Raw genomic sequence first — 21,313 nt, forward strand, 5'->3', positions numbered from 1 at the left:
ATTCACCTATATTTTGAATTTAAAAATTTTACGCTAAAATTTCGGATCACCAATTAAAAACCAAGCATTAACAATCAGTTTCTTTTTTATTTCATAAATTGCTAATACGTCGACCACAGCTTTGCCTTCTGGAAAATTTCTAGTAACTAATTCTTGGTCTACAATTGTATCACCAAACACTTGTCTAGAAATCAACCTCGCAAAAAGGTCTGGTTCTTGGAAACGAATTATATGTCTTTCCTTAATTTGGTCAAGTCCATCTGCAATTAAAGTAGTCGGGTGTAGGTATATTTTTGCATTTTTGTCCCAACATTGCAGAAACAAATGAATATCTTTATTGTTATATGCTTTCAGTTGTGTATCGATTAAGCTTATGCTTGTTTTTTGATTCATAAGAGATTCATTTCTATAAATACTTAGGTAGTAATCATTCAAAAACTTCCTGTCTGAACTGCGCCTGCTCGTTTGTAATTAGCGATAATAATTCCACTTGGCGAGATTTGACTCTCCGTAAGTTTAAAGGAAGCAGGGATGGTTCCTTCGGCAAATAACCTTTTACCACTACCCAGTGTTAGTGGATAGATTTTTAACCAAAACTCATCCACCAGATCATGTTGCATCAGAGTTTGAACAAGGTTGGCACTTCCATAAACATGTAAGTTTGGGCCATCTCCCTGTTTGAGTGTTTTGATTTTATCTACTACGTTTCCATTTAAAAAGACGGAGGGATTCCATGTATGAGATTTCATCGTATTGGAAACAACGTACTTCGTTACAGACATAACACTTGGCCAGATTTCACTATGTTCGGGCCAATATGGTGCCCAAATAGAAAAGGTTTTTCGGCCTAACAACAAATCAAAGGGCAAGTTCATTTGCCTTTCCATGACCTAATTAATTACATCATCTGAATAGGGAACTTGCCATCCCCCATAAACAAAGTCACCACTGGTATCTTCTGTTGGCCCACCGCCAGCTTGGATCACACCATCAAGGGTAAGAAATTCGAGTACGATTATTTTTCTCATGACAAAGTTCTTCGGTGAAATTTATAAATTCAGAATCATAACATAAGGTAAAGCGATTGTTTCTCTGAAAATGGAATATAAGTCACGTATTTCAATGTATCTGGCGTAAGATGTTTTGATATTATTGAATCCTGCTCTTTTTACTAGATAACTTGCTCTAGGAAGATGATAATACTGCGAAATGATAAGAATTGGTTCCGATTCATGCGATTTCAAGATTTCCTTTAAATTTTCTGCGGATTTTTCCGTAGTGTAACCTAGATTGTCTGCTATGATTTGATTTGCATTTATGCCGTTTGCTATTAAATATTCTTTCATTACTTTTGCTTCGTCAAATCCTTCTTTTCCAATTCCTCCAGAGACTATTATTTTCTGTATTAAATTTTCCTTATAAAGAACAACGGCACGATCTAATCTTGCTTGTAATCGATCCGAAGGTTTTCCATTTAGTTCTACTTTATTACCCAGTACAAGAGCAAAAGTTGATTTTAAGTCTTTTTCTTCTGTTAATCCATGATAAAGGATATAACCGAATGAAACTAATAAATAGAAAGAAAATACCTTCGTTAATGAGATAAATTTTACTTCGAATTGTTTAAGTGACATGAATTTCTTATTGTTATAGAATTTTTGATTTAATTTTGTTTGGAAATAAGTGCACCGAGAAATTCGGAAGTATTCCATTCTTCTATGATAAAACCATTTTTAAATTTTGAAACAATCATTTCATTCCATTGAATGGATTTGCCTGGTTTTAAGTTTTTGTTCTTTGAAGGTTTTATTTTTCCGCGTAAGGTTCTTTTCCATACGATGAATTCTTCTGTTTGTACTAAGAATTGAATTTTGACTATTTTTAAATCAGCAAAAAAATTATGTAAATCCTTCGTCCACTTGATGATGATTTTATGCCCTTGATAATCCTTTTTAGAAGTATGAACAATGTATTCGTTAGAAAAAACTTCTTGGATTGATGTTGTACTGTGATTTGTAATTAGTTCGTTCAATATGAACGAAATTTTTTCATTATTATTTTGCATATTTGTATTCACTCTTCCATTTTCGTCAGACTATATTTTTGGTACTTTAGGATGAACTGCAAACTTAGAGAAGAAGAAATTTACTCCCTAAGATGGAAACTAGATTGACAATAAATGATTTAATATTAAACTATCTAAATAGAGGAGCTGGAAGGTAAACATTCCAGAAACCAGGATGAATCACGAAGAAAACAAAGAAAATTGGGGTATTTTTCAAAGTTCAGAAACTCAGCCTTCCCTTTTTTTGGGACATGGTAGCCCGATGAATGCAATTGAGGAAAATGAATTTGTGGAAGGATTACGAAATCTTTCCTCTAAGATTCCCAAACCAAAAGCAATTCTTTGTATTTCCGCTCATTGGGTAACCGATGGCACTTTTGTGACCGCCATGGAAAATCCTCCCACCATACATGACTTTGGTGGATTTCCGAAAGCACTATTTGATGTGCAGTATCCTGCTCCTGGTAGCCCTGAACTTGCAAAACTGGTTCAGTCGTTGGTAAAATCTCAAAATATAAAATTAGATTACGAATGGGGTTTGGACCATGGTGCATGGAGTGTCATCAAACATATTTATCCCAATGCTGATGTTCCAATCGTTCAGTTAAGTATGGATTATAAAACTTCGCCAGAAAAACACTTTCAATTGGCAAAAGAGTTGGCTCCTCTACGGGACCACGGTGTGCTCATTTTAACAAGTGGAAATATTGTACATAACTTGCGTATGGTGGCTTGGGATAGGCTAAACGAAGTATATGGATTTGATTGGGCAATGGAAGTCAATCAGAAGGTTAAAAATTGGATTTTACAGGGAGATAATGATTCCTTAATTCAAATTAGAAATCATGGAAAAGAATTTGAATGGGCGATCCCAACAGCAGAACATTATTTGCCATTGTTATACACATTAGGAACAAAACTCGATTCTGATACCATATCATTTTTTAATGATAAACCGGTAGCAGGTGCTTTAACTATGACTTCAGTAAGACTCGACCCACATTTGAACTAGGATAAGGTATAAAATGGAAAAGCCACTCGAATTTTTAGTTCGAAAACCAAAGGTAACAACTGAGAATCCCCCTCTCCTCTTATTGTTACACGGCGTTGGTAGTAATGAAGAAGATTTATTTTCTTTATCAAATTATCTACCTGATTCTTTGTTGGTGGTCTCACTCCGCGGCCCTATATCTTTGGGTCCAAATAGTTTTGGTTGGTATGAAGTATTATTCACGACAGGCCAACCTAAGATCAATTTGGAGCAAGAAAAAGAGAGTAGAAAGCTTTTATTAGATTTTTTGGATTATCTTAAATTAAATCATCAATATGATGAATCCAATGTTTGGACCTGTGGTTTTAGTCAAGGAGCCATTATGTCATATTCCATTGGATTACTTTATCCAGATAAAATCAAAGGAATTATTGCCTTAAGTGGAAGGTTGTTGGAAGAGAATAAAGAAATGATAAAGATCACAGATGATCTTTTAAAAAAGAAGATTTTTATTTCTCATGGAACCAAGGATCGAGTGTTATCGGTTGAATATGCGCGCTCAGTAAAACAATATTTGGAATCAATTGGCATTCGGCCTCATTATCAGGAATATGAAGAAGGTCATAGTATCAACAGAGAAATGTTAAAGGATTTGATACAATGGTTGGAAACGGAATTGGGGAAAATTAACTAAGGACTATTTATTTTTGCTAAATAAACTTTCATCAATTGCAATTGCATTTTCAAGATATTCGATTAGCAAAGATTTATTAATTTGATTTGGATGATGATAGGTAATACAATAAACTTGTTTTCTATTTTCTTTTTCTAAAATATTATGCTTATCATTAATTAAATAGCCATTACAAAATCCGAATTGTACACCAGCTTTTGGTCCTGGTTTTATAGAGGCTGGCCAAATAAAACAAATCCTGCTATTTTTAAAATAATATGGAACAGAATAAGAAATTTTTTCTTTAAGAGAAGGAAAAATTGAAACTATCTCTTTTAATTTAGAAACAATTTGAAATTCGTTTTTTGTGAGAGATTGATAAAAAGTTTCAAATTTATCCATTTTAGTTAATTAGTTATTTATGGATTTTTATAAAAAAAAGTCCACAATATAGAGTGAGCAAAGTTAGAAAATTCAGAGTTGGATCAGTAGACAATGGCACCACAAAAAAGCCAAAATAACATAGATTGAATGAAAATTAAACTTTGAGTCTTTGTATCAGCAATAAAATTGATTGTTCCCTCGAGTAAAGTAAGTATTGAACCTATTATTATAGCATTTTTTCAAAGGGTGAATCTTGAAAATTTACTCTGTTCCATACAGTCGTATGTTTGGTAACCAAATGAATAGACAAGATAATAATTCCTATAGAATTTTTTATACGCTATTTTACATAAAAACTTATATGCGTATTTCGTATATCATCCGGCTCTTTTTTTAAAAGTTTTTAAAAACAAAAGATAAAAATCCAAAAAAAAGGACTAGGTCTGTAAGAACCTAATCCTTTTTGAAATCTTAGTTTTGCTTTTTTATATAAGTATCTAATCGATAATCCCTAATCGTTTGAAGATGAGTGGGATTTTTTCCAAATAAGGTTTGATTTGGAAAATTTCATCCAGGTCACTTTCTTTGAGGATGGCAGAACATCTTGGATCTTGTTTTAAAAGGTCACGAAGATTTTTGGACTGGTCTGCCCATACTGCCATTGCATTTTCTTGAACGATTAAGTAGGCATCTTCACGAGTGATTCCGCCTTTTTCAATTAGCCATAACAATACTTTTTGTGAAAAGATTAGTCCACGTGTTACATTTAATGTACGTTCTGTAGCATCAGGATACACATGAAGTCCTTTTAGGACAAAATTCATTTTTTCCAAAATGTAATCCAGTGCAATAGTAGAATCAGGAAGTACAATTCGTTCGGCAGAAGAATGAGAAATATCTCGTTCATGCCAAAGCCCTACGTTTTGTAATCCTACGTTTACATTGGAACGAATCACTCTGGAGATTCCAGAAATTCTTTCGCAAACCACTGGGTTACGTTTATGAGGCATTGCAGAGGATCCTTTTTGGCCTTTGGCAAATGGTTCTTCTACTTCTCGGCCTTCCGTTTTTTGTAACAAACGAATTTCAGTTGCCATTCGGTCTAAACTGGCAGCAACCACTCCAAGCACTGACATATAAAACGCATGGCGATCTCGTGAGATAACTTGTGTAGCAATCGGATCAACGGTTAATCCAAGTTTGGTTAATACATATTCTTCAATTTCTAAATCAATATTAGAATAAGTTCCGACCGCACCAGACAATTTCCCTACGGCCACTTGTGCGCGGGCATCTTTCATCCGTTCTAAGTTTCGAGTCATCTCCGCATAGAAAAGAGCAAACTTAAGACCAAGTGTCATTGGTTCTGCATGGATTCCATGAGAACGTCCGATACAAGGAAGGTCTTTGTACTCTTTTGCTTTTTGTTTTGTGGTTTCTAAAAGAGTTTCGGTTCTTTGGATGAGAAGATCCATGGCTTGGACCATTTGTACACAAAGTGCAGTGTCACCAACGTCACTAGATGTGAGGCCAAAGTGAACATGTCGGCCTGCTGGTCCTATATAAGAGTTTAGGTTTGTCAAATAGGCGATAACATCATGATGTACTTTTGATTCTATTTCTAGAATTTCATCTACATTGAATTTTGCCTTTTGTTTGATGGTTTCTAGGTCCTCTTTGGGAACTTCTCCACGGTTGGCGCGGGCTTCGCAGGCATAAATTTCAATATCTGTCCAAATCTTAAATTTGTTCTCTAATTCCCAGATGGCAGAAATCTCTGGATGGCTGTATCGATCGATCATAAGGGCAGTCTTTCATTAGAAACTTCTCTTTCAACTGGGAATTTTACGATTGCCGAACGATGTTCGAAATTCAAGTTTAGAATCTAGTAATAAATCCTAGGGGGGCATATGTCCAAAGAATTCGAAGGAAAAGTAGCACTGGTAACGGGAGCTGCCTCTCCCATTGGTTTGGGAAGAGCAATCGCAAACCGAATCGCATCGCATGGTGCAAGTTTGGTGCTTGTTGATTTGAATCAGGAAAAAATTGAAGAAGCTGCAAGAGAAGTAGAAGCTAAATTTGGTGTGAAAGCAATTGGAGTTGCTTGTAACGTTACAAAACCAGAAGACTGTGATGCTGCTATCAGCAAAACAAAAGAGGCTTTTGGTAAATTGGATTTTCTTGTGAACAACGCAGGTGTTTTGAAAGACAACCTTCTCATTCGTATGTCTGAACAAGAATATGACTTTGTGATGGATGTGAACTGTAAGGGAGTTTTCCTTATGACTAAATCCGCAAGTAAACTCATTCTAAAATCTGACTCTGGTAGAATCGTAAACATTTCTTCTGTTTCTGGATTAACTGGCCAACCAGGCCAAGCGAACTACTCTACTTCCAAAGCGGGAGTGATTGCATTAACAAAAGTTTCTGCTCGTGAATTTTCAGGAAGAAACGTACTAGTGAATGCAGTTTGTCCAGGTTATGTACAAACTGAAATGACTGGAACACTTTCGAAAGAAGTACAAGACAAGTTGACTGATCCTTCTGTGATCCCACTCAAACGTCCAGGAAAACAAGAAGAGATCGCATCTGCTGTGAAATTTTTCTTAAGCAACGATGCATCTTACATTACTGGAACTTATCTCCGTGTAGACGGTGGTGCGGCTATCGGGATGTAGATTTTTTATCCTTTGCCTTTGGTGCGACTGCAATCGGTTTGACCGCCTTTTGCACCTTAGGCGAAGATGGTTTCGTTTTTGTATCTTTTACTGCTTTTTTTTCTTTGGTAGTTTCAATCACAAGTGGATCTGTAGTTGGTTTTTTCTTTTCTTCCGGAACTGGCGGTGTTTGAATTTCGTAATCATAACGAACCGTTGAACTCCAGTTTCCTGCAAAATCTCTGACACTCGCAAGCACAGTATGTTTCCCTGGTTCGTATAAAATTTCTGGTTCGAAGATTTCCAAACGACCATCTTTGGGAAAAAATTCGGCTTTGCCGGGAATTCCATCCACTGTGATGTCAAACCCGTCTGGCATAATTCCTGATCCAACATCCACAGCTTTTAGATACAAAGCAAAATCTTCTCTTGGATAGACTGTTTTATTCATTAACTCATGTAAGTAAATGGTCGGAGGAGTTTGGTCTGATAAAACAACAAAAAGCCCCGTTTTACGCAATCTAACTTTAAAAAATTGGCCCCAAGAACTAAAAGAAGATCCATTGATTTTTTTTACATTTCCATCAGCCAACACTTCATATAAGTCTGCAGAGTTGATGTCTTTTGTTTTAGGAACTTTCACATAAAGATCATAACCTAAATTAAAATCCTTAAAATCAGGACCAATTTTATATACACTCGAAAGTTGATTGAGACCTTTTGTGTTGATTTGAATTTGTTCCTGGGCTTCTATTTCAAAAAATGCTTTTGAGTACACAGCATTCACAGGAAAAAACAATTCTACTTTTGTATCTTTCGATTTGAAAGTCGTATAACGATCGTAGTATACATTGTATTTCCATTCTTTAGTGACAATATGACTATAATCACCTTGGTCCTTTAGAATATAAAAGGATGCAAAAGACATCTGTCCACCCATACCAGTGGCGCGGATTGTGATTTCTTTTGGTTCTCCCATTCTCATTTGTTCGCTATCGAGTAGGCCCTGTTCTCTTCCATTACTTCGCATTCCAAGAAGATCGTTACCATCTCTTGTGTGCAAATAATAGGAAAATGGATTTCCATTGGGTTTACTCACGGAACTATCATATAATAGAACATTTTTTCTTGTATGTTCTTTTAAGATTTTTGAAAATTGGAAACCCTGTAAAACGTTCTCACCAATTAACATATCTAAGGTGAAAATTCCAAGACGATTGCTATTTGATTTTTGATGGATTGCTATTTGAATCCCCACTTTGCCTTGGATAAAAAGTGTAGGTGACTCGGACAATTCGAATCTGTTCCCACTGGCCTCATAAAAAGGTATTTCTACAGTTTCATTTCTACCATTGATGAAAGTTCTAGGAGTTTGTGGTGTAATCCGTAGAGCATTGAACACAATTGGTTCCGCAACATTATAACCCAAACCGTAGTGGACGGGGTTATAATAAACGTTGTCTTTAAAAAGTTCAAAGTGGAGGTGCGGTGGGCCAACACCTGTATCACCAGAAAATGCGATGGTTTCTCCTGCTTCAAAGTCTACCGCCTCGGGCAGGGCAATGTCAAAATCAGTTCTGTCCTTATATCGTTTTGCTTGTTTTGATTTTAAAATTTGTTTGATAATTTTCTGAGAAAATTTATGTAAATGGCCATAACGAGAAGTCATTCCATCGTCATGTTGCAAAAAAAGCGCATAACCAATGCTAGTCCATCTTCTTTGGACTCTAGTGACTTTCCCTTTTGCCACAGCCAAAATTGGGACTCCAATTTTTCCTCCCGTGGAAAAGTCTTGTCCCATATGAAAATGGCCCGTTCTAAATTCTCCAAAGGTTCCCGTAATGGAATCATATCCTTTGACTGGCCAAATATAAGGATTCTTTAATACAAACCCAGGTGGGAAATCAGAGATAGATATTGCAGAGAGAGGGAAAAAACAAACGATAAGTACTAATACGAAAGAACGCAACATCAGATTTCATTATAATTTTCGGCGCTTATGGTGAAAAGACTTATAAGAATCGAGGGGTGTTTCTAAAATTTCCCCTCGTTCTCAGAAATTTTATTTAAAAACAGGTCTTCGTTTTTCTTTCAAAGCAGTCATTGCTTCGAGTAAATTATCAACGACACCTGGTTGTTCAAAGGATTTGGTTGTGTCTTTTTTATATTGCTCTAGGTGTGCAATCAGTGCTCCATTCAAAGTATTCTTTGTCGCTCGGTATGCTGCTTGCGGAACTTTTGAAAGTGTTTCCAATTTCTTTAAAGCAATTTTACGAATCTCTTCTGGAGTTGGTGCAATCTCATCAACGAGGCCAATTTTTTTAGCTTCTGCACCTTTGTAAGTTGTTCCTTCCAAACATACTTCTGCCCAATACCTAGGATCCACACACATTTTGATGCGATCAATAAAACTTCCTGGAAGTGGAAGTCCAACATTTACCTCTGTAAAACCAATCCTTCCTTTTCCATCCAACATATATTTAAAATCAGAAGCAACAGTAATGACGGCACCACCACCCATCGCATGACCAGTAACTTCGGTGATAAGAGGTTTATCAAATTTAACTAACTCACCAAATAAGATAACAATACCACCAACTTCATCGATGAGTTTGTCTCTACTGGTAGATAGTAGGTTTTCTGCATCAAGGCCATTGCAAAAAAACTTAGGATTGTCTGTGGTTAAGATCACACCTCGTTTGGAATTGTCGGCTTTGATTTCATTTAAAATTTCACCGAGATCTCTCATGTTTTGACCTGTGAGTGAATTTTGGTCGTTCATTTGAAAGCGAATGATTTCGCCTTTTCCATTTGGAATGTCGATGACTTCACGTTTGTAATTCATTGGTTACTTCTTTTGTTTTGTTATTATAAAATCTATGATTGCGGAGTTTTTTTAGATAAATCAGAATCAGATGGAGTTTCGGTTGGTGGTTCAGAACTACTTGGTTCTTCAGGCACAACTGGGATTGGTGCACCACCAATCGGAATTTCAATTTTTACATCACCTAAAGAGGTTGGAGGTGTTGGTGGGTTCTCTTTGCCACTTTCTTTTGTAAATTTATCCTTTTTTTCTTTTTTACGTTGTTCTTCTTTTTTCTGTTCTTCCATTTTAACGTATTCATCGAATTCGTTTGGAGCCATAAATACTAACATTTTTTCATCATCTGACGCATGTTCAATGAAGGCTCCCATATGACGACCAGCAATAAACACAACCTTTTCGTGATTAGAAAAAAGTTTCATTACTCGTTCGAATACATCTACTTCTTCTTTGCCAAGTTCGGGAACAACTCGAACGTCAAAACAAATTCGTTCTGCATGAATGGACTTCAAAAAATTTGGTGTAAATATCTTTTTAAATTCTGGAAATACATAACGTTTGAGATTGGCACGGCACTGAAACAGAACTCTTCCATGTCCCCGATCCACAACTACAAAAGACATATTGTCTCTTGTTTTAGAAGATTCGCTGAATTTATATTCTTCAACGTGCGAATGGATTCTATCAAGGAGAGGTTGTTTGATTAATGGTTTAACCATATAATCTGTAAATCCAAGAGCTTTGTGATTTGTAATAAAGTTTGTATCTTCTTTCGGAATCATCGCCAAAATAGGAATGTTATGTGTGATTACATCGCGGCGAAGTTCTAAAACAAATTCTAATTCTTTTTTGTCCTTAAAAGACAAACCCATCAATATAATATCAGGGTTTGAGGATTTTACGTACTCCTGAACTGTTTGCGAAAATTTTGTTATGACAACTCGTTGGCGTAAACCAAGAAAGATATTTTCCAAATCCTGAGCTGAATTTGGATCGTTTTCAATGGCCATGATGAAATGCATAAATGAATTTTAAATTAAACCTTCTTCTGATGCAACTCGAAACAAATTTCCGACTTTCTTTTGTTTTTCTGACAAAATTTTATCTGTCAATACTTCTTTCACGACATCCTCGTGAATTGAGTGCAGAAGTTCAAAATCTCTTTTATAATCTGAGACAGTCATTTTTCCAAATAAAATATTCGCTTGGAACTGGTAGACCTGGTGCTCCATAAGAAATCGTAAAGTATCGTAATCCTCCACGGCTTCTGCAGTAATCACAGCTTCCCGGTTATCAGCTAGGCGTTTACAATAATCGATAAATGCCAAGTTATCCAAAAACTTAATTTGGTCTTCTTCCATTTTAAATTTAAAACTGATGGGATCTAATTTGAATTCTTTGATCATAATTCCGAGATCCAAAACAATTTGGTGAGATTGGCTTTTGACTCCAAAGTCGTCCGCAGCAAAACTCATTCCGTGGGAATAAAATGCATGGCATACATCTTTTAGTGGAAAGTGGGAATCGTCATATGGTTTTTCTACGAGTTCAAATCGAATATTTTCAGTCAGGAGGTCTTTATTTTGAATGAGTCGTTTGAGTCGATTCACTCGATCCATATTGGAAAAAGTATCGATTAAAGATTGTGGTGAAATATTGAATTTTAATAAACCCGGTGCCCCTTCGCATGCTATGATCAATTTTTCCAAAATCAAAAGTTCAATACGATTTAAATCTTGGTCGGATGGAATGTCATTGATCAAATCTTTATAACCAATATAAGCACCACCTCCAAGGAAAACTTCTCCTCCTTTCACAGCATAAGTTTTATCTTTTGGATTAAAAATAACTGTGGGTTGGATCATGGCTTCATGGACTGATCCAGATATATATGTATTGGCTTTGTTATAATATGTCCAACTCCAACGTACTAAATTGTCGTTAAGGTTTTTTTCAGAGGATTTATAGAGTTCTTTATAAATTTCATCACTATCGGAAATGTAATTAGATTGGGTTCTTGAAACCCCAAAATGAAATGATAAAATTTTATTTTGTAAACATTGTTGTTGGAATTTACCAACTGAATTTTCTATATTTGGAAATCGTTCAATGTCCCATTCGAAAAGCGGAGAGATTCCCATAATTAAAATATTCTGTTTTTCTATGTAATGAAATCCAAAACTAATGTCTTCTAAATCCAAACAGGAATAAAAATCGGTTCGCAGTAGATCTAAAAAATCTGTGAGTTCGATGCCGGTAATGTTTTCAAAACGAATGAGGAAAAGAGGTTTCCCTTGGTTCTCTTGGATAAAATGTTTTTTAAACACGTCCAAGTCCTTCATACCAAAATAATAGGGACCTGTTAAAAGTTGATTTTTCAAATGTAGCCTTCGTATATGAATTGATTCTCTAACGACTTCTTGTAAATTTATGAGAATTCAAAAGAAAAGGCAACAAGGATAGTAACTTATGTTTAGTTTTATTTGGTTTTTACTGATTGGTCTTGTAGCAGGTTGGCTTGCTGGTCGTATTTTGCGTGGAAAAGGATTTGGACTGATTGCCAATTTGGTGATCGGTGTTGTCGGTTCCTTTTTAGGAGGGATTGTATTTCGGTTTTTTGGTTTTAGTACAAATAACCTGATTGCGGAACTCATCGTGGCAGTGGTGGGAGCCATTCTACTCATCTTCATCGCAGGAATGATCAAAAAAAGATAAACCTATGGGAAAGATTCTCTTGTAGGATGTATCCCTTCCAAGTTCAGAAATGACAGGGCGACATAAATCGTCCTATCATTTTGCTGTCACTACTTCATGTCAGAATTGACTCGAACCGCTGGTAGGTTAATCGAGTTCCACTCCATCACCTAACTCAAAGTTAGAACTCACACCTTGGACGTCGTCATTGGCTTCTAAGTTATCAATTAACTTCATGATCTTTTCTGCTGTTTCTTTGTCGTTCACTTCAACAGTGGTCATGGGAATGTATTTTATTTCCGATTCTTCCATATTCAGACCTTTTGTGGAAAGGGCCGATTGAACCGCTTCGTATTCAGCAGGAGCTGTGATCACAGTATACATTCCATCATTGACTTGGATGTCTTCGGCACCGGCACCTAGTGCTAGATCAAAAAGAGCTTCTTCGGAAATTTGGTCTGCCTTGAGTGTGATTTGCCCTTTGCGCTCAAATAGGCGAGAAACCGCGCCTGCGTTGGCAAGGGAACCACCAAGTTTGGTTAGAATGCTTTTAATTTCAGGAGTAGTACGGGATTTTTTATCAGTGAGGACATCCACCATAATGGCAACTCCACCGAGTGCGTAACATTCATACAGACACTCTTCATAGACCATACCTTCCAAACCACCTGTTCCCTTTTTGATAGCCCGTTCGATATTGTCTTTTGGCATGTTGGCAGCCTTTGCTTTGGTGACCGCTAGGCGAAGTCTTGGGTTTCCTTCTTGGTCTCCACCACCTTCTTTGGCAGCTACGGAAATTTCTTTGGCAATCCTCGTAAAGATGGCCCCTCTTTTCGCATCAATGGCCCCTTTTTTTCTTCGAATCGTCGCCCATTTCGAGTGTCCTGACATTGTTTTCTCCCAAGGCTAGGATTTTGGATTCAAAAGATTTTTCAACAGATTTAAGTCATCCTAGTTTCTTGACTCAGAGAGAAAATTCCAAAGTACTGTAAAAAAACATCTATAAGGCACACCATGATTGATTTTTCTATCACCGATGAACAAAAAGCCCTCCGCGATTTAGCTAAAGATTTCGCCAAAAATGAAATGATTCCCAAGGCGGAACACCACGACCACACAGGTGAGTACCCCAAAGAAATTTTAAAGAAAGCTTTTGATGTAGGTCTGATGAATATGCATATTCCAGTAGAGTATGGTGGATCAGGTCTTGGTGTTTTGGACGAACTCATTGCCTCGGAAGAATTATTTTATGGATGTTCCGGGATGGCAACTGCCATCCTAGCCAACAATCTTGCACTCGCTCCAGTATTGTTAGGTGCAGATGATTACGTAATGAAAAAATTCGTACAACCAATGACGGAAACTTTTACTCTCGCTGCATATGCGGTCACTGAACCAGGTGCCGGATCGGATGTAGCTGGGATCCGAACCACAGCAAAACGAGTGGGTGATGAATACATCATCAACGGATCCAAAATGTGGATCACAAATGCAGGTCATGCAGATTGGTTTTTTGTTTTAGCAAAAACAGATCCAAATGCCGGCCATAAAGGTATGACAGGCTTTATCGTAGATGCCAAAACTCCAGGAATCATCATCGGTAAAAAAGAAAAAAATATGGGACAACGTTGTTCCGATACTCGTGGTGTTACCTTTGAAGATGTAAAAGTTCCCAAAGAAAACATGATCGGAAAAGAGGGTGAGGGATTCAAAATTGCCATGGGTGCTTTTGACAAAACTCGTCCTGCTGTAGCGATTGGAGCCGTGGGTGTGGCTCGTTCTGCACTTGACCATTCCATTCGATATGCAAACACGCGTAATGCGTTCGGAAAACCAATCTCTGTGAACCAAGGTGTTAGTTTTATGATCGCAGAAATGGCTCGTGACATTGAAGCAGGAAGACTTCTCTGTTGGCAATCGGCGTGGCTAATCGATAACGGATTTAGAAATACCTACCAAGCATCCATTGCAAAAGTATTTTGTGCAGATATGGCAATGCGTGTGACAACAGATGCAGTACAAATCTTTGGTGGTTACGGATTCAACGAAGAATACCCAGTAGAAAAATTGATGCGTGATGCAAAGATTTTCCAAATCTACGAAGGAACTTCACAGATCCAACGTGTGATCATTTCCAAATTTCTGAATGACGGAGTTGGGATCGAAACTCCTAACGCATAAAAATTTGGATTTAGGACAAGTGGGTTGGATTCCAATTCCACTTGTCCTCTCCTAGTATGTTTCTTCTCATCGACAACTACGATTCATTCACTTATATTCTGTACCAATACCTGAACCAAATCACACCGACAACTGTAATACGCCATGATGAAGATTTGCCGGCAGATTTGTATGAAAAATACAAAGCAGTGGTTTTATCACCTGGTCCTGGGCTTCCTAAAACTTCTGGAAAACTAATCTCTCATTTACAATCCTTCTATGAATTTTTGCCAGTTCTTGGTATTTGTTTGGGTCACCAAGCTTTGGCAGAAGTCACTGGTGCCAAACTCGAACAAACAAGAGACATATTCCATGGACGCCCTTCCGAGATTATCCACAATGGCCAGGGTGTCTTTAAAAACATCCCCAATGGATTTATGGCCAACCGGTACCACTCTTGGGCTGTGTCGAAAGTTTCTTTGCCTAATGAATTGGAAGTGACAGCCGAAACAAAGGATGGAGTCATAATGGGAATTCGTCACAGAAAATGGAATAAGGTCTTTGGGGTTCAGTTTCATCCAGAATCCATTCTCACCGAACATGGGGAAACCTTACTTCGTAACTTCTATGAGGAAGTCATCACATGAAATATTTTTTTAGACTTTTGTCCTATTCTGTGCATTACCGAGAACGATTTGTATTGGGGCTTGTGTTTGCACTTTTGACAGCTGTTTTGAATGGTATTTCTTTAACTGCACTGATTCCCTTATTTGATTCGTTAGGTGGAGACAAAAATAATCGCTTTCACTTAGATTTAACTCTTCCTGAAAAAACAATTTTAGTCCAAGAGGTTCTTTTAGGGACTGATAGTTTGGATGGATTGGAACGAATCAAACGTCTGATCATTTCCGCAAAACTTCAAATCAACGAATTCACAGAAGACATGGAGCCAAAGGAAGTAGTCTGGGCAGTTTGTATTGCAGTTTTTCCACTATATCTTTTAAAACTAGGGACTTATCTTCTATCTGTTTATTGCATCGCTACCGCTGGGTATAAGGCCGTTCGAGACATTCGCCAGGAACTATTTCAAAAAGTCCAAAGGTTGCCACTGACTTATTTTTATAAGGAAAAAACGGGACTCATTATGAGTCGGGTCATCAATGATGCTGAAATTGTGGCCGCTGTTATTTCAAGTAACTTACGTGATGCGGTCATCAATTTCTTTTATGTAGTCACTCATTTAATGATTCTGATTTATTTAAATTCAGAATTATTACTCCTCGCTTGCCTCACAATTCCTGTGGTGATTATGCCGGTGACTTTGTTTACACGAAAAATTTCTTCCTCTACGGCAAGGTTCCAAGAAAAACTCGCCGACCTCAATAGCCATATCCAAGAATTCATTTCAGGGATCAAGGTCATCAGAACCTTTCGCCAAGAGAAACAAGATCTTAAAAAATTCGATAACATCAACTATAAGGTGTACCGAAGGACTTTTAAGGGGCAGTTTTACTTACAGATGGCACCAAGTCTTGTGGAACTTACATCTTCCATCGTGGTGCTTGGTTATTTTGCGATGGGGGCCAAATTTATATATTCAGGTAAGTTCACACAAGGTGAATTTATGGCCTTCCTGCTTACCTTGTTATTTTTACTCCGCCCCCTCACCCAACTTTCACAAATGGTAGGAAAAATCACCCAAGCCAATTCAGCAGGGAAAAGGATTTTTGAAATCATCGATCGTGATCCGGAAGTGGTTGAACATGGAGATGAAGTTGTCCTCGAAAAAATAGAGAAGGGGATTCAATTTGATGACATTCATTTTTCTTATCCAGGAACCAACCAGGAAGTTTTAAAAGGAATCAACTTGGATATCAAACTGGGTGAAACCTATGCCTTTGTTGGAACCAGTGGATCTGGTAAATCAACACTTATGGACTTAATCCCCCGGTTCTTTGATCCAACTGCAGGAAAGATCTGTATTGATGGGATCGATATTCGTAATTTCTCTCTTAACTCTCTGCGTAAAAAAATTGGAATTGTCACTCAGGAAATTTTTCTCTTTCACGGAACCATTGCAGATAACATTGCTTATGGGACGGGAGCTGCAACACGTAAGGAAGTTGTTCGTGCGGCGCGTCTTGCCAATGCTCATGATTTTATTACCAATATGGAAAACGGTTATGATACCGTCATTGGAGTGCGTGGGCTTGACTTAAGTGGGGGCCAAAGGCAGAGGTTGGTGATTGCCCGTGCTTTGTTACGAAATGCAGAAATTATGATTTTAGATGAGGCAACCAGCGCTCTTGATGCAGAATCCGAAAGGTTGGTGAGTCGCGCTTTGGAACGTCTTTTTAAAAATAGAACCACCTTTATCATTGCCCACCGTCTTTCCACCGTACGCCGTGTAAAAAATATTGTTGTGATTGAAGAGGGTGAGATCAAGGAACAAGGGGATCATGATTCCTTACTTTCTCAAAACGGAATTTATAAAAAATTATACGATAGTCAATTTGCGGAAGCGGAGATCCAAATATGAAAAAAGTTTTAATCGTTGATGATAATGATCGTTATGCGAATAATTTAAAATCATATTTCGACTCCAAAAATATATCCTCGGATCGTGCTGTGGATGCAAAAGAAGGATATGACCTTTTTTCAAAAAATCCAAACTATGATATGATTGTTTCGGATGTGACTATGGAAACCCAAACATCAGGGCTTTGGATGATGCGCCAAATTTATAAATCTGGTTACAAGGGAGTTCTAGTGATTGCTTCCACTGGTTTTGACGTGTTTGGTGTGATGCCGTTTTCTTCTTTGTTTTTACCTTGGTTTTGTGGGCTTCATTGGATGATCCCCAAAGTCCCACTCAAACAAGGTACGGTGGAATGGGTTCCCACCGCTCTTTCTAAAGGAAAATCTATTCCTTTCTAGGGACTTTAATCTCTTCAATTGGGTTGAAGAGATTATTGTGTTTTCCTTTTTTCAAATTGGAATATTTTCCAGAGTTTCCATCACTTCCTAACTGTTTCACTTCAATAATGTCTAGTTTTGGATAAAACACCCAACCAGTGACAAACGCTCCCTGAGCACCAGGTAGAGTGGATTCCATTTTCACTTGGATGTATTTATCAGTTAAAATATCTTCTCCGATTCGAACCGCAAATTCCTTTTTCGTTTCAGAAAGGATTAAACCAATTTCTTTATTTTTAATGTAAGACACCGGTCTTGAACGTTCGTTTGGTTCTGCTCGAAGATAATCATCTTGGACTAAGATGATTGCATATTTGCCAAAAGCTTTGCGACGAAGTAATGATTCCCCAATTCGTTTATTTAATTTTTCATCGGTTTGGGATTCATTCAATCGAATGAGAGCAAATGTGGCGGAGAGGGTTGGATTTTTGCTAATTTCATCAACAGCCATTAGTGCAAGACTTGGTTCTTCTACCACAACTCGTTCTAAAATTCTTAGGCTTTCTCGACTTCCATGGATGGCCAATGCTTCGAGTGCCGCTTCTTTGATTTCATTATCGTTTGACTTTAAAAATTTATCAAAAATTTCAACATCAGCATCTAATTTATGATAAGCGAGACCTCGGAGTGCGCCCGAAACAATCACAACATATTCGGAAGCAAGACCGGTTGTGAGAATCATTTCCCTTCCGGCTGGGTCTCTTGTTTTTCCAAGACCTTCATAACTTACAGCAATCACTTCTGGATCTTCTGCTTTCGTTCCTGCGATAAAATAAGATAGGGATCTTTTGTCTCCAAGATCAGACAATGCTTTATAAGCAGCAGGTCTTACTTGGTATCCGTCTTTATCGATAGCATTCTGTAAACTGACCCGGCCTGCTTTCAAACGACCCAGTGCAAGAGCCGCAGCAGACCGAACACGTGGAATAGGATGTGTGGATAAAATCTTTTCTAGTTTCTGAGGTTTGCGGTAATATTCCCATTGAAATACTTGGACTAGTCCATTCCGGATTTGTTCCGTATATTCCCTGTCTTTTTTTTCTTCATCAGAAAGAACTTTTTCCTCTTCTTTTTTGACTAGTTCATTGATTTGTTCATTCGCTTTGGCTTTTCCTGTAACTTTTGTTTTGCGATTGAGTCTTTTAATTGAAATTTTTGAACTTGTATCTTCTTTTTTGAAAATGATTTTTTCCGGTTTTTTCTTCGGTTCCTCAACTGGAGCAATCACAGGATCTGCCACAACAGGTTTAGTCTCTGCTTCAGTTACTTCTTTTCCCTGGTTGTAGTTCCCTGAGTCAGATCTTAAATGCCGGATCGCATTTTGGATTCCAATGGCTTTTGAATTAAATTCTTTAAGTGAGTCTAAAATATTACCTAATTCATAACTCACACGACCGATTGCTGGCCCATCAAAATCATTGGGAGTGCTATCAATTAAGTCTTGGTTTGTTTGTAAAAGTCCAGGAAGTTTGGATACTATTTGAGGAAGATCTTCTTCCAAATAGGCGGCGGCCTGCATTTCTTTAGTAACAGGCTCTCCTACAGTCTTTTTGCTATCAGCACGAAGGGCAACATTTTCGCCAAATTCTAATAGTGCAATGGCCTTATGTGCTTCTTGTATAAAATCATCATATTTACGATTATTAGTGACAGGGATGATCACATTTTTTGTTTTATGAGGATCTAAATCACTTCCTTGGTATTCTTTATACTTTGGTGAAACGTCTGTTAACTGGTATGGTTTGGAACTGGAACAACCTATCAACAGAACAAGGACCACCCATAAACTGCTCTTCCAAATTATGTCTTGACCCTTTTGAAACATCTGATAGCCTACTTCCATACTTTGAATATCGGATACTTACTATAAGTAAAATTAGCGGCAATCTAGCTGGTCTCAAGCCAAACCAGTTAAAAAAGTTAAAATCTCTCTCAGAAAGGCGACTTCGGGAGGATTCTATCATCTCCATGGACCTCGCAAGGCTTGTGGGTGAGATTTCAGTGGAAATTGGTAGGCAGGTCGGACTCCTCATCGAAAGGACAGGTTATGTCACTCATTTGATTGTAGGGAATGACCACTCCATCGAAATTCCTCATTTGGACCGTTATCGCGTTGCCCATTCCAGGCTTCGCGGCCTTCGACTCTTTCACACACACCTCAAAGAACATCCGTTAAACCAAGAAGATTTGATGGACCTTGTCCTCAATCGATTTGATTCCATCACGGCCGCTTGTGTAGGTTCTGATGGAATTCCCAAATTCTTTTTTTCTGCCTTTATCAATCCAGATCCCGATGCAAAGGAACCTTGGATCCTTTCTCCCAAACAATACCCAGGCCAGTTGAAGTATGGATACTCGGAACAAGTGGAAGCACTGGAATCAGAATTCACAAAAAAAACTTCCAACCTCAAAGAATCACAAAAAGAAAACCGAGCTTTCCTTGTAGGTGTGTATGATGTTAGGAAGATGAAACGATCTCCAGAACATTCGATGGCAGAACTCAAAGAACTTTGTCGCACAGCTGGAATCCATGTTGTAGATACCTATGTCCAAAAAAGAGATCCCGATCCCAGAACTGTTGTGGGAAAAGGTAAGTTACAAGAAATCATTTTAACTTCAGTTCACAAAGACATTGAACATTTGATTTTTGATCTGGAACTCACACCTTCCCAGGCCAAAAAAATCTCTGATGCAAGTGATTTAAAAATCATCGATCGCACCCAACTGATTTTAGATATCTTTTCCAAAAATGCAAAATCAAGAGATGGAAAACTACAGGTAGAACTGGCCCAACTCAAATATTTAAAAAACCGACTTTCGGAATTGGATGACAATATGAGTCGCCTAACGGGCGGTATTGGTGGAAGAGGTCCCGGAGAAACTAAGTTGGAAATTGGAAACAGACGTGTGGAAGAAAAAATCACTCGTTTGGAAAATGAACTAAAAGACCTCAAACGCCGTAGGGAATTAAACCGTAAGGCTCGTTCTAGAAACGAAATCCCCATTGTGGGAATTGTTGGTTATACGAATGCCGGAAAGTCAACACTGCTCAATGCCCTCACCAATTCGACTGTCATTGCCGAAGACAAATTATTTGCGACTTTGGATCCTACAACTCGTAGGATTCGTTTTCCAGAAGAAAGAGAAATCATTATTTCTGACACTGTGGGTTTTATCCATGACCTTCCGCCAGACCTTTCCCAAGCCTTTAAGGCAACTCTTGAAGAATTAGGGGATGCGGATTTATTACTCCACGTGGTCGATTCCACAAATGCAAATTATGCGGAACAAATGGAAGCTGTGGATACAATTCTCAATTCATTACAATTGAATGAAATTCCGAGAATGGTTGTTTTTAACAAAGCAGACGGGTTGGATGAGGAAACAAGAGCCTCCTTCGAAAAAAACGAAGCACTCCTAGTTTCTGCGGTAACCCGCGAAGGTCTTTCTCAACTTTTGGATTTAATTGAAGAAGAACTTTGGAAAAAAAAGGAACCGAGTCCGCAGGTTACGGTTCCCAGTTTGTAATGGCTTCTTGTTTGGTATTAAAAATCTGAACCTTCTGCGGTAAATCCATTAGCCGAATCACATTTTCTAGAAAATGATTGAGCCCACCAATCATAATTTTTCCATGATGGCTTTCTACTGTTTTGATGATACCGATGAGTGTCGCTACTCCAATGCTGTTGATATAATCCAATTTGGTTAATTCCAAAATGATATTAAACACAGAATCTCTGAAGATCACGGATATATTCCGATTGATCTCATATGCATTGGTATTGGTGATCTGGCCCACAAAGGAAACAACCAGAACTCGTTCTCCTTTGATATCAATGAATTCTGTTTTGAGATCCAGGGAGGGAAACTGTAAATCCGCCATGGCGAG

General features: G+C 37.8%; 21 protein-coding genes and 1 pseudogene. 9 read left to right on the forward strand and 13 right to left on the reverse strand.

Annotation, left to right across the window (positions count from 1 at the left end; genetic code table 11):
* Positions 1 to 33: 33 nt before the first annotated feature.
* From EHQ47_RS08685 to EHQ47_RS08700, 4 genes and pseudogenes are all read right to left on the reverse strand, one after another.
* A complete protein-coding gene (locus tag EHQ47_RS08685; RefSeq protein ID WP_135748276.1) occupies positions 34 to 393 on the reverse strand; it encodes a nuclear transport factor 2 family protein in 360 nt (119 codons plus the stop codon).
* Positions 394 to 431: 38 nt separating this feature from the next.
* Positions 432 to 1,028 (reverse strand): annotated as a pseudogene (locus EHQ47_RS08690) (dihydrofolate reductase family protein).
* A 21-nt stretch (positions 1,029 to 1,049) separates the two neighbouring features.
* Complete coding sequence (locus EHQ47_RS08695) at positions 1,050 to 1,634, reverse strand: YdcF family protein (RefSeq protein ID WP_135776979.1); 585 nt, start codon at positions 1,632 to 1,634, stop codon at positions 1,050 to 1,052.
* Positions 1,635 to 1,663: 29 nt separating this feature from the next.
* Positions 1,664 to 2,065, reverse strand: coding sequence for an ester cyclase (locus tag EHQ47_RS08700; protein WP_208727414.1), 402 nt, complete (start codon positions 2,063 to 2,065; stop codon positions 1,664 to 1,666).
* A gap of 175 nt (positions 2,066 to 2,240) precedes the next feature.
* Between EHQ47_RS08700 and ygiD the strand changes: the two genes are divergently transcribed.
* Positions 2,241 to 3,077 carry a 4,5-DOPA-extradiol-dioxygenase gene (ygiD, locus tag EHQ47_RS08705; protein WP_135776981.1) on the forward strand — a complete coding sequence of 279 codons (837 nt, stop codon included), beginning with the start codon at positions 2,241 to 2,243 and terminating at the stop codon, positions 3,075 to 3,077.
* A gap of 13 nt (positions 3,078 to 3,090) precedes the next feature.
* Positions 3,091 to 3,750 carry an alpha/beta hydrolase gene (locus EHQ47_RS08710; protein ID WP_135776982.1) on the forward strand — a complete coding sequence of 220 codons (660 nt, stop codon included), beginning with the start codon at positions 3,091 to 3,093 and terminating at the stop codon, positions 3,748 to 3,750.
* 3 nt (positions 3,751 to 3,753) lie between these two features.
* Here the strand turns inward: EHQ47_RS08710 and EHQ47_RS08715 are convergent, their stop codons facing one another.
* Together EHQ47_RS08715 and purB are read right to left on the reverse strand one after the other, a co-directional pair.
* Positions 3,754 to 4,131, reverse strand: coding sequence for a DUF1801 domain-containing protein (locus EHQ47_RS08715; protein WP_135749816.1), 378 nt, complete (start codon positions 4,129 to 4,131; stop codon positions 3,754 to 3,756).
* A gap of 479 nt (positions 4,132 to 4,610) precedes the next feature.
* Entirely contained in the window at positions 4,611 to 5,915 is a 1,305-nt protein-coding gene (gene purB / locus EHQ47_RS08720) for an adenylosuccinate lyase (protein ID WP_135776983.1), read from the reverse strand.
* A 108-nt stretch (positions 5,916 to 6,023) separates the two neighbouring features.
* Between purB and EHQ47_RS08725 the strand changes: the two genes are divergently transcribed.
* Positions 6,024 to 6,791, forward strand: a complete 768-nt coding sequence (locus EHQ47_RS08725; protein ID WP_002972927.1) for a glucose 1-dehydrogenase — start codon at positions 6,024 to 6,026, stop codon at positions 6,789 to 6,791.
* Here the strand turns inward: EHQ47_RS08725 and EHQ47_RS08730 are convergent.
* The 4 genes from EHQ47_RS08730 to EHQ47_RS08745 form a co-directional block, all read right to left on the reverse strand.
* Positions 6,778 to 8,742 (reverse strand): M23 family metallopeptidase, encoded by a 1,965-nt coding sequence (locus EHQ47_RS08730; protein ID WP_135776984.1) that lies wholly within the window; start codon positions 8,740 to 8,742, stop codon positions 6,778 to 6,780. The two genes, EHQ47_RS08725 and EHQ47_RS08730, sit on opposite strands and share 14 nt — an antisense overlap.
* A gap of 90 nt (positions 8,743 to 8,832) precedes the next feature.
* Entirely contained in the window at positions 8,833 to 9,615 is a 783-nt protein-coding gene (locus EHQ47_RS08735; RefSeq protein ID WP_135749145.1) for an enoyl-CoA hydratase/isomerase family protein, read from the reverse strand.
* A gap of 32 nt (positions 9,616 to 9,647) precedes the next feature.
* On the reverse strand, positions 9,648 to 10,616 hold the full coding sequence (locus tag EHQ47_RS08740) for a response regulator (RefSeq protein ID WP_244290273.1): 969 nt from the start codon (positions 10,614 to 10,616) through the stop codon (positions 9,648 to 9,650).
* A gap of 9 nt (positions 10,617 to 10,625) precedes the next feature.
* Complete coding sequence (locus EHQ47_RS08745; protein WP_135695823.1) at positions 10,626 to 11,975, reverse strand: EAL domain-containing protein; 1,350 nt, start codon at positions 11,973 to 11,975, stop codon at positions 10,626 to 10,628.
* An 88-nt stretch (positions 11,976 to 12,063) separates the two neighbouring features.
* Between EHQ47_RS08745 and EHQ47_RS08750 the strand changes: the two genes are divergently transcribed.
* Entirely contained in the window at positions 12,064 to 12,309 is a 246-nt protein-coding gene (locus EHQ47_RS08750) for a GlsB/YeaQ/YmgE family stress response membrane protein (protein WP_004785413.1), read from the forward strand.
* 126 nt (positions 12,310 to 12,435) lie between these two features.
* Here the strand turns inward: EHQ47_RS08750 and EHQ47_RS08755 are convergent, their stop codons facing one another.
* Positions 12,436 to 13,179: a YebC/PmpR family DNA-binding transcriptional regulator gene (locus EHQ47_RS08755; protein ID WP_135749144.1), complete on the reverse strand. Its 744-nt coding sequence runs from the start codon at positions 13,177 to 13,179 to the stop codon at positions 12,436 to 12,438.
* 123 nt (positions 13,180 to 13,302) lie between these two features.
* Here EHQ47_RS08755 and EHQ47_RS08760 point away from each other — a divergent pair, with 123 nt between their 5' ends.
* Genes EHQ47_RS08760 through EHQ47_RS08775 form a run of 4 tightly spaced genes read left to right on the forward strand, consistent with a single transcriptional unit; the run spans position 13,303 to position 17,385 of the window.
* On the forward strand, positions 13,303 to 14,469 hold the full coding sequence (locus EHQ47_RS08760) for an acyl-CoA dehydrogenase family protein (protein ID WP_135749143.1): 1,167 nt from the start codon (positions 13,303 to 13,305) through the stop codon (positions 14,467 to 14,469).
* A 56-nt stretch (positions 14,470 to 14,525) separates the two neighbouring features.
* A complete protein-coding gene (locus EHQ47_RS08765) occupies positions 14,526 to 15,095 on the forward strand; it encodes an anthranilate synthase component II (protein ID WP_135776985.1) in 570 nt (189 codons plus the stop codon).
* Positions 15,092 to 16,987: an ABC transporter ATP-binding protein gene (locus EHQ47_RS08770; RefSeq protein ID WP_135749141.1), complete on the forward strand. Its 1,896-nt coding sequence runs from the start codon at positions 15,092 to 15,094 to the stop codon at positions 16,985 to 16,987. Before EHQ47_RS08765 ends, EHQ47_RS08770 begins: the two co-directional genes overlap by 4 nt.
* Complete coding sequence (locus EHQ47_RS08775) at positions 16,984 to 17,385, forward strand: response regulator (RefSeq protein WP_135776986.1); 402 nt, start codon at positions 16,984 to 16,986, stop codon at positions 17,383 to 17,385. Before EHQ47_RS08770 ends, EHQ47_RS08775 begins: the two co-directional genes overlap by 4 nt.
* Here EHQ47_RS08775 and EHQ47_RS08780 read toward each other — a convergent pair.
* The gene (locus EHQ47_RS08780) at positions 17,372 to 19,249 is read right to left on the reverse strand and encodes a HEAT repeat domain-containing protein (RefSeq protein WP_208727415.1); all 1,878 of its coding nucleotides are present in this window, start codon (positions 19,247 to 19,249) and stop codon (positions 17,372 to 17,374) included. The genes EHQ47_RS08775 and EHQ47_RS08780 overlap by 14 nt on opposite strands.
* A 143-nt stretch (positions 19,250 to 19,392) precedes the next feature.
* On the opposite strand from EHQ47_RS08780, the gene hflX reads away from it, so the two are divergent.
* Positions 19,393 to 20,952 carry a GTPase HflX gene (gene hflX / locus EHQ47_RS08785; protein ID WP_135776987.1) on the forward strand — a complete coding sequence of 520 codons (1,560 nt, stop codon included), beginning with the start codon at positions 19,393 to 19,395 and terminating at the stop codon, positions 20,950 to 20,952.
* Here the strand turns inward: hflX and EHQ47_RS08790 are convergent.
* A complete protein-coding gene (locus tag EHQ47_RS08790) occupies positions 20,933 to 21,307 on the reverse strand; it encodes an STAS domain-containing protein (protein WP_135776988.1) in 375 nt (124 codons plus the stop codon). The genes hflX and EHQ47_RS08790 overlap by 20 nt on opposite strands.
* Between the last annotated feature and the right edge of the window lie 6 nt (positions 21,308 to 21,313).

Origin of the sequence: Leptospira bourretii, assembly GCF_004770145.1 — a bacterium.
GTDB lineage: Bacteria > Spirochaetota > Leptospiria > Leptospirales > Leptospiraceae > Leptospira_A > Leptospira_A bourretii.